Below are 518 nucleotides of genomic sequence, written 5' to 3' on the forward strand. Positions count from 1 at the left end.
TGCCGGTTACCTTTACCCGGGATGACCGTTGCACCGTGGCCACCGGTCGCTGGCATGACCCTTACAGCGACACCGTTTTTACTTCCGCCAGCGAGCTGGATATCGATCATCGGGTCCCCCTGCGCCATGCACACGGCCATGGGGGTGATCGCTGGGATGAGAGCTTGCGACGCCAGTTTGCCAATGACCCCGCCAACCTGTTGCCGGTGTCAGCCAGCGCCAACCGCAGTAAAGGGGCCGGCAGCCCGGACCAGTGGCTACCGGAAAACCGCAGCTACTGGTGCCAGTACGGGCAGCACTGGCAAGGGATCAAACAGCGCTATCAGTTGCTGATAACGCCACCGGAACAACAGGCCATTGAGTCATTGCTGGCGACCTGCCAGGTGGCCCAAAAGCGCCCATAAAAAAAGCCGCCCGAAGGCGGCTTTTTCAACATGAAAACGCGGCTTTTATTGCTCGGCAGCGTCCTTCATGCTCTCTGCGGATTCTTCCGCACTTTCATAGGCGTTATCGAGATC

General features: G+C 59.1%; 1 protein-coding gene. It reads left to right on the top strand.

All coding sequences use genetic code 11. The features are described from left to right. Positions 1–404: DUF1524 domain-containing protein (locus A3714_RS11290; protein WP_156493863.1), on the top strand; the 404-nt coding region annotated here is incomplete at its 5' end. Between the last annotated feature and the right edge of the window lie 114 nt (positions 405–518).

Origin of the sequence: Alcanivorax sp. HI0007, from assembly GCF_001635525.1 — a bacterium.
In the GTDB taxonomy this organism is placed as follows: domain Bacteria; phylum Pseudomonadota; class Gammaproteobacteria; order Pseudomonadales; family Alcanivoracaceae; genus Alcanivorax.